Annotated in this window: 8 protein-coding genes; all 8 read right to left on the bottom strand. The window is 52.8% G+C overall.

All coding sequences use genetic code 11. The annotated features are described in order from the left end of the window. Nucleotides 1-156: 156 nt before the first annotated feature. A complete protein-coding gene (locus Q7V48_06600) occupies nucleotides 157-1377 on the bottom strand; it encodes an ABC transporter substrate-binding protein (GenBank protein MDO9210404.1) in 1221 nt (406 codons plus the stop codon). 192 nt (nucleotides 1378-1569) lie between these two features. Beyond that, a complete protein-coding gene (locus tag Q7V48_06595; protein MDO9210403.1) occupies nucleotides 1570-1782 on the bottom strand; it encodes a hypothetical protein in 213 nt (70 codons plus the stop codon). A 10-nt stretch (nucleotides 1783-1792) separates the two neighbouring features. Beyond that, entirely contained in the window at nucleotides 1793-2686 is an 894-nt protein-coding gene (locus Q7V48_06590; GenBank protein ID MDO9210402.1) for an NAD(P)-dependent oxidoreductase, read from the bottom strand. 2 nt (nucleotides 2687-2688) lie between these two features. Further along, nucleotides 2689-4338 carry a class I adenylate-forming enzyme family protein gene (locus Q7V48_06585; GenBank protein ID MDO9210401.1) on the bottom strand — a complete coding sequence of 550 codons (1650 nt, stop codon included), beginning with the start codon at nucleotides 4336-4338 and terminating at the stop codon, nucleotides 2689-2691. A 9-nt stretch (nucleotides 4339-4347) separates the two neighbouring features. After that, nucleotides 4348-5994 (bottom strand): AMP-binding protein, encoded by a 1647-nt coding sequence (locus Q7V48_06580; GenBank protein ID MDO9210400.1) that lies wholly within the window; start codon nucleotides 5992-5994, stop codon nucleotides 4348-4350. A gap of 79 nt (nucleotides 5995-6073) precedes the next feature. Beyond that, nucleotides 6074-6832, bottom strand: a complete 759-nt coding sequence (locus Q7V48_06575; protein ID MDO9210399.1) for a glucose 1-dehydrogenase — start codon at nucleotides 6830-6832, stop codon at nucleotides 6074-6076. Nucleotides 6833-6841: 9 nt separating this feature from the next. Next, nucleotides 6842-8299 (bottom strand): 4-hydroxyphenylacetate 3-hydroxylase family protein, encoded by a 1458-nt coding sequence (locus tag Q7V48_06570; protein ID MDO9210398.1) that lies wholly within the window; start codon nucleotides 8297-8299, stop codon nucleotides 6842-6844. 229 nt (nucleotides 8300-8528) lie between these two features. Then, nucleotides 8529-8816, bottom strand: a 288-nt coding sequence (locus Q7V48_06565) for an amidohydrolase family protein (protein MDO9210397.1), incomplete at its 5' end; no start/stop codon positions are given.

Genomic DNA, 8816 nt, shown 5'->3' with positions numbered 1-8816 from the left:
AAGAAAAATGGACTGCCTGCCCTTATGGCCCAGGCCTCTCCGTTCAGAATAAGATCGCCTCCGAACCTATTCCCATCCACCATCACATGAAGATCGCCAGGAGGAGTGAAGGACCCATGACTCTCCTCCCGGCTTTTTCCCAAATCTTTCTCGCGCTTATCTCTTCTTTATCCAGGGTGGGGAGATATATTTCCCGGTGGCAAATTCCTGGGGAAAGATCGAGACTTGTTTGCCATCCTGCCACTGGACCCAAACTGGCTGCTTGCCATCTTTGCCATATTTCAAGTCGTGATTCGGTTCAAAAAGAATCACCCCGGCCGCTCCCACAAATCGCATCTTCTCCAGAGTTTTGATCAGGACTTCCGTGTCCAGGGTTTTAGCCTCCTCGGCAGCTGCCTTCAATAAATAGAGGGCATCGTATTCTCCAAAGGCAGTATAAGTAGGAGAGATTCGGTAGGTGCTTATGTATTTATCGTAAAAAGGAATGGTAAGGGGAGTAATCGTTGCTCTGGCCCCGTTGATCAACTGGGTGGCTTCATAATTACATTTTCCCCCGGTCTTATCCCAAAAATCCGTGACTTGGCTGTTCAGGCTATAGCCCGCTTGATGGACTGCAAGCTTAGTGTCTGACCATTGGTTGGTAATAGGAACCCCGGGAGAAAGAGCCTGGACGGTAAGCATGAGCTCCGCTCCCTTGGCGCGAATCTGGGCGAACTGAGGGGAAAAATCTGTGCGTTTGGGATCGAAGACATCCAGGTAAACGATCTTCAGCCCCCGCTTGGGCAATTCCTTTTCCAGATAGGCAGACATCTCCCGCGCCCAAACTGAACTCTCCGGCAGAAGAGCCACATTGGTTACCTTTAATTCCTTCTTGAAGAATTCTTCCGCAAGTACCGCCATATCGTAGGCGAAGAGGTCGGAATTCACGCAACCGACGCGGAAGAAATACTTGGCTTTCGCGTAGTCCTCCTCCACCATTTTCGCCAGCTTGGGGGTTGCGGGTCCGACGCTCAGCCAGAGCTTCTTGGCGTCGAAGATATGGGGCGCCTGGGCCAGACCCACTCCACTCATCCAACCGCCGCTGACAAAATCTACTTTGTCCGTGAAGAGAAGTTTCTTGATGGCCGTGACGCCCTTCTCGGCAATTCCATCATCATCGGCAAAATACAGCTCAATTTTATGACCTAAAATTCCTCCCTTGGCATTGATCTCTTGGGCGGCCATCTCCGCCGCATTCTTTACCCCGATGCCCGCTTCTTTTTGCAGGGCCGCCGTGACGCCCATTTTAATCACTTTCTGCTGGGCGTAGGTTTCGAAAGATAGGCCAAAACACAGCGCGATTCCTACAGCTATCAACATAAAAATCTTTACCCTCATTTTAACCCTCCTTTTCTTTCAATTTGGCTCCCCCTTTTCACGCTATCTCTTTTAGGTTTCGCTTCTTCACCTCCTTTCCTGTTTACCACCAAGAACGCCCCAATGCGATAATTTGGTTATTGGTGATTTGCATCCTTTCTCTCGGCGTTCTCAGCGAGCTCTGCGGTGAATCATTCACCCCCATCTTTCCCTTCACACCTGGAGGGCTGCGGTAAAACCTTCATGAATGGCTTCTTTCGCCTTCCGCGGCTCCACACAGTCGCCAATCGGGAGAATTTGAGGAACTTTCCCCTCCAAAGCTTGTAGGATTTCATTGTTGGCCCGGGAACCCAGGGCCAGGATCCGGTTTTTTAAACGCAGGCCCCCGACGGTGAATGGAGAGAAGATCAGGCCAAAATTTGCCATGGGCTTCCCTTTATGCCTCTTCTTTTCTTTTGGTCAGATCCTCCAGATAAGTAAAAATGGAGGTATGATCTTGTCTCTCCCCCCCATGGATTATGGCGCATCCGAAGAGTTGTTGCACCATGTTGGCCAGGAACATGGGGATCTTATACTCCTTGGCCATCCGGGTAACGGTGTCGACATCTTTGTACATCAGGTCGAGGGCAAATCCCGAATTGAAGGTCCGGGGCAATACGAATTTGGGAAACTTGAAGTCCGTGGAGTAGCTGCGGCCGGTGCTGACCTGCAAGACTTCCATGACCCGCTGGGGTGAAAGACCCAATTTCGTCGCCAGGATGATAGCCTCGGAGGTAGCCGCCATGGTTGTGGCCGATAGAAAGTTATTGATGGCCTTGACGGCATGGCCAGACCCGATTCCTCCCATATAAAAAAGGTTTTTCCCTACCACAGAAAGGATCGGCCGGCAGACTTCAAAGATCGCCTCGTCGCCCCCAACCATGATGGAGAGCGTCCCGGCTACCGCACCCACTACACCCCCACTCACCGGCGCGTCGATCATGGATATACCCTTGGCCGAAAGGGCTTGGTGGATTTTCAGCGTGCTCGGCGGGTAAGCGCTGGTCATCTCAATGAGGATATCTCCGCCCTTTGTTCCCTCCAAGAGGCCCTCGGGTCCAAATACCACTTGTTCAACGGCCTCGGAGTTGGGCACGATGGTGATGACTTTCCGGCACTTATCCGCTACCTCTTTCACGGAAGAGGCGGCCTCCGCCCCTTTTTGAACGAGGGGCTGGATAGCTTCCGGCCTCACATCATAAACCAACAGCTGAAACCCAGCTTCCAGCAACCTCCGGGACATGGGCTGCCCCATGGCCCCCAAACCGATGAATCCGATTTTTCCGTCCATGCTCAATCCCCTTTCAATTTTTGAGCGGTCATTTCCCGTAGCTTGAATTTTTGCACCTTCCCACTGGCCGTCCGGGGGAAGTCTTCCAGGGTTATCACTTGATCGGGAATCTTGAACTTGGCTGTTTTATCCTTCATAAACTCGTATATCTCCTCCCGAGTCACCCGGTCGCCGGCCTTCCTGGGAATGATGCAGGCCAGGGTTTTTTCCCCCAGTCTTTCGTCGGGGTATCCTACGACCTGACACTCCTTCACTTTCGGGTAGGTGTAGAGGATGCTTTCCACGTCGGTGGCGTAAATGTTCTCTCCGCCGCGGACGATCATGTCCTTGATCCGCCCTTTCAGCCGGAGGTTCCCTCCTTCGTCCATGGTCCCCAGGTCTCCGCTATGGAACCACCCTTTTTCGTCCACGGCTTCGGTGGTCAGCTCGGGGTCTTTGTAATAACCCAGAAAGTTAGTAGGACCCCGGTGGCATATCTCACCCAAAACGCCGACGGGCACAATCCGGTTGGTCTGCGGATCTACAACCTTCACTTCGTTTCCCACGGCCAGAGGGGGTCCGGGGCTCTCAGCAATCAGTTCGATCGGCGATTCGGGAAGACTAAGGACGTTACTTCCGCATTCCGTGGTCCCATCCCCTTGAAGGATGCCGCACTGGAATCTTTCGACGATTTGCAAGGCCACCTTTGGCGGCATGGGCGCCCCGGTGAAAAGGGCATAGCGCAGGGAGGAGACATCGGTCTTCTCAAAGTGGGGATGGTTCATGAGGTCGATGAACATGGTGGGAACCCCGGCGGCGATGGTCGCTCTACAGCGCTCGATTTCCCGCAGGGAAGTCTCGGTGCTATACCGTCCCAGGAGAATCAGGGTTCCGCCGGTAAGGAAAGCCGTATGCTGCACGACGCAATTGCCCGTAGTGTGGAAGAGGGGGGTCATATTCAGCCATACATCCTTTTCCGAGGCCTTTATCCGCTCGGCAATCCCTACCGAATGGAGCATGCGGGTGTTGTGCGTTTCCATCACCCCCTTGGGCCGACCGGTCGTGCCTGAAGTATAGGCGATCTCCAGAAGGTCGTCTGCCTCCACGGGGTGGTCCTGAAGGTATTTTTCCAAAAAGCCGGGGCCAAATTTCCTTTGCCAATCCTGAGAAAGCAGGTCCTGGAAGCTGAGCATTCCCTCTCCGGGCTTCCCTTTCACGATGATGTGCCGGAGGGAAGGGATCTCCGAACGGATTTCCTCTAAAAGATCGACGAAACGAAAATCGCGCCACTCCTCAGGAATAATCAGAGCTTTGGCCTCCAGGTGATTGAGGACAGTTAAGACTTCCATCCTCCGATAGATAGGATTCATGGGGGATACAACCACCCCCATTTTGGCGCAGGCATAGAGGGCAATGGAATACTCTGGCCAGTCGGGAAGCAACAAACCCAGTTTATCCCCGCGGGTCAGGCCCAGGTCGAACAGCGCCAGGGCAAAGGAATCAACCGCCGCCTGAAACTCTCGATAGGTATATTGCTGATTCTGAAAGATGATCGCTGTATGTTCGGGGTATCGCTCCGCCATTTCCTGCAGCATCTGACCAAAGGTCCGGCCCTTGGTCTGGTTGATACCTAAAACCTGGCAATAGCTGTAAGTGAGTTTCCTCTTTTCCATGGATATCCCCTACTTTCTCTGTTCCTTTTGCACTTTTTCGGCCATGGTCTCCCGAAGTACGTTCTTTTTGATCTTGCCGCTTGGCGTGGTGGGAAACTCGGACATCAGCTCCACCCGGTCAGGGATTTTGAAATGAGCCACCTTGTCTTTAAAAAAGGCTTTGACCTCCTCCTGGGTGATAAGCTCACCAGACTTGGGAATGATGCAGGCGCAGGTCTTCTCTCCCAGGCGTTCGTCAGAGATTGCGACTACGCTCACCTGGGCTACTTTGGGGAGGGTATAGAGGATGTCCTCAATCTCTGTGGGCGAAATGTTCTCTCCCCCGCGCACAATTATGTCTTTAATCCGGCCAACGATTCGGAGGTTGCCATTCTCGTCCATGGTGGCCAAGTCGCCGCTGTATATCCAGCCTTTTTCATCGATGGTCTGGGCGGTTCGCTCCGGATCCTTAAAGTATCCGATGCAGACGTTCTGCCCTCGGGCACAGGCTTCCCCTTTGAGGCCGATGGGAACGATACGCCGCTTCTCGTCCACGACCTTGTGCTCCATTCCGGGTTGAGGCCTTCCTACAGTTTCACAAACCACCTCCACTGGGTCGTCCAGTCGGGTGATATTGCTCATGGCTGTTTCCGTCATGCCGTAGGCTGAGGTGACATAACAACCCATTTTCTCGATGATCTGTCTGGCTACTTCGACAGGAAGGGGCGCCCCGGCCAGTACCATGGCCCGAACTGAGGAAAAGTCGTATTGATCAAAATCCGGCCTCTGGAGCATCATGATGGGCATGGTGGGAACGCCGATGGGCAGGGTTACCCGGTGACGGGTGATTTCCTTCATGGCTTCTTCCACATTCCAGGTTTCCAACAAAACCTGGCAGGAACCTTTGATCACGGAGGAGTAAAAAGCGTTGACTAAGGCTGTGGTGTGGGAAAGGGGTACCATGATCAGCCAGACATCGTCGGCCTTGAGGCCAATGGACGTGGCCGTGCCCAGGGCCGAACGGCACCGGGTGTTATGGGTATGCATCACTCCTTTAGGTGTACCCGTAGTTCCGGAAGTGAAGATGATCTCCAGCAAATCATCAGCTTCGACTGGAAATTCCCTTACGTAGACCTGTTGATAGTAATCTCCTGAATAGCGCTTTTCCCATTCGTGGGCCACTAACTCTTCCAAGATGAGTTCCCCCGGATGCCGCCTTGGCCCGGAGACTATTACATGCTTTAGGGTAGGAATGACTCCGCGGAGTTCCTGGAAGAGGTCGGAGAAGGAGAAGCCCCAAAACTCAGAGACCGAAACCGCGGCCTTGGCTTCCGTTTGCCTGAGAATGTATTCGATTTCTTTCCTTCTCAGTCGTTCAGAAACAGGGACGGATACGGCTCCCAATCGGGCAGCAGCTAGAAGAGTGATAATGAACTCTGGCCGGTTGGGAAACAAGATGACAACCATGTCCCCGCGGCGGATTCCCAGGTCGATGAAGGCTAAGGCCAATCGGTCCACCAAGATCTCGAGCTCCCCCCAGGTAATCTGGCGCTCCCGAAAGATCAAAGCCACTTTCTGGCTGCAGCGCTCGGCAGTTCTCTCGAAATAATCTCCCAGAGTGACTCCCGGGGGAATCTCACCGGGAGCGAGGTAATAACTCATGGTCGCCTTGCCCATGCCCTCCTCCTCAGAAAAACAGTGTGAGTGTCAGTGGTCAGTGTCAGCTAAAAACTTGACACTCACACTCACACTGATATCAGCACATGGTCAGGCCCCCGGATACGCTAAGGGTCTGACCGGTGATGAAGCCTGCGTCATCGGAAGCCAGAAAAGCCACAGCCCCGGCGATATCTTCGGGTTTGGCCAGGCGCCGGAAAGGAACAGCATTGGTCATCGCGGTAATAATCTTGGCTCCTGTCTCCCCTTTGGTCATTTCTGCCAGAAGGGGTGTATCGGTTGGCCCCGGGCAAACACAATTGACGTTGATCTGGTAGCGGGCCATCTCTCGAGCGATCGTCTTGGTGAAAGCGATGATTCCTCCTTTGCAGGCTGAATAAACCGCCTCCCCGGAACTTCCCACCCTTCCGGCATCGGAGCTGATGTTGACAATCTTTCCGTATTTTCTTTCAATAAAGTGATCCAAAACAGCCCGGGTGCAATAGATGGGTCCCTTGAGGTTGATGGCAATGACTTTATCCCATAGCTCCGGGTTATTCCGCATAAAAGGTTCAATTATATCCCAGCCGGCATTATTCACCAGGATGTCGAGTTTCCCAAAGGTGTTGATCGTGGTTTTGACCATATCTTGCACTTGAGCTCGGTCCGTAATGTCCGTGCCCAGGGCCAAACCTTTTCCCCCTGCCTTCTCTAAAAGAGAAACGGTCTCCTTGGCTCCATCGATTTTCAGATCGGCCACAACTACCTTGGCGCCCAGAGACCCAAATTTTAGAGCAATCCCCCGGCCGATCCCCCCGCCAGAGCCAGTGATGATAGCAACTTTATCCTGCAGGTTCATTTTCGCCCCCTATTCTTTGATTCCGGCGATACATTTCGCCAGCGAAATCTTGTGGTTTAAGTTAGACTCCCGGGGAATCATCGTCTTCTGCGCTTCCGGCGAGCCGGCCCCGTGAATAGATTCCACAATATATCCTCCGGCTCCTCCCCCAAACATCAGATTTTCGATCAAACGGAAAATGCGTATCCGGTTCTCCGTGGGAACGTCTTTTACCCCCTTCAGATATTTCTCTAAGTATTTTCCCACCTCTGGGCTGCGGAAATCCTTCTCCGAGGGCAGGGTAGTGACCAAACCTCCGGCAATATCCAGGGCCAGTTGCCCGATCTGGTTGGTGATCCGGGCTACGTTCAGTTTACACACGTTGGCCAGCAGAAAATCGTTCATGTAGTTTCCCACTGGCGTTTTGTGGCCTTCATAGGCCGAAGCCAGTCCGCAACCGTACATGGTCTCGGAAAGGGTGATCATCTCAGTTATCTTACTTCGCACGTGAGAACTCTTAGCCACCCCATTGTACTGGGCAAGCAAAGCTGTAGCCCCGATCAGGACATCGCTTACCCCAGTCTTGCACCCCCCGTAGCTGCATCGGTGATGAGAGCCGAGAAGGCCGCTGATCCTTTCGGCGAATTCATACTCTTTATACAGATAAACATTTTCCCAGGGGACAAAAACGTTTTCAAAGATGAGCAGGGTTTCCTGCATTCCAAAGAGGGGATTCCCCATGTCGATGCAACCGCCCTCTAACTTCCGCGTGTCGGAGAACTGCCGTCCGTAAATATGAATTAAACCCGGGCTACTCATCGGGATGGAAAAGGCGATGGCATAGCCCTTATCTTCCGGCGACATGGCTCGAGTGGGCATGACCACCGTGTAGTGGCAATTTAGGGCTCCTGTCTGGTGGGCCTTGGCCCCCCGAACGACGATCCCGTCTTTCTTCTCCTCCACCACGTGCAGGTAAAGGTCCGGATCGGCTTGCTCACTGGGTTTCAGACTTCGGTCCCCCTTGACATCTGTCATGGCGATGCCTGCTACCAGGTCATTCTCCTGCAGGTGCCTAAAAAATTTTTTGAACCGCTCGTGGTATTTCGTCCCAAACTTTTGGTCCACTTCATAAGTGGCCAGGTACATGATATTCCCCCCATCGCAGGTGGTGCATCGTTGGAAGCACGTTGCCGTCATCTGCCCCAGCATCCGAAACATCTTAATTTTATTCACCAGATCATCCCGGCTCTGGTAGATGTGACAGAAGCGGTTCACCTTCTGGCCAGTGAGGTGGGAGCGGGCGGTCATCAGGTCTTCGTGGAGGGGGTCATGGACCAGGTCATAACTTAGGGCCACAGCATTCTGCGACGGTTTGACCATGGGATGATCATAAAGGTTCTCCATTTTTTCCCCGAAAAGATAAACCGTGGGATGGGGGTTCATCTCTCTCAAGCTCTGTACATATTCTTTCCCGGTTTTTAAAGCCATCTAAAAAAACCTCCTTCAAAGTGGAATATTGCCGTGTTTTTTTCTGCCTTCCCCATATTCTTATTTTTCAGCATCTCCAAGGCTTTGATAGTCTACGGCCGAGTCTCCTGCAGGCGGATGAGGATATCCAGCTGTCTTTTAGCTGCAGTATAATAAGCTGAGCTTTTCTATCTCATCCCTTATTTTGGACATAACCGACCCTTGAAGATCTCCGGAATTTGCCCCGAGTTCACATCCACTCTTTCAGGTTGACGCCGATCCTCTCAAGGTTCTCCCCGAGGATACGGATAGCATTTTTATAGAAAAGCTTTTCCAAGAACCCCGGCCGGTAACCATTCTCTTCGTGCTGCTTGACCAGTTGATCCAGAGGGAATAGGTTATACTCCGAGCCGAACATATATTTATCCTGGAGTCGCCGGTTCATCTCGTACTTCATGGCTTCCGGGAAATAACGCGGCCACATACCGGAGGTCTCCCGGTAGACGTTCCCTTTGTGCATGGTCACGGCGTTGAGCTC

It is taken from the genome of Deltaproteobacteria bacterium (assembly GCA_030654105.1).
In the GTDB taxonomy this organism is placed as follows: Bacteria; Desulfobacterota; SM23-61; order SM23-61; family SM23-61; genus JAHJQK01.
This window is presented reverse-complemented; position numbering and strand designations above follow the sequence as displayed.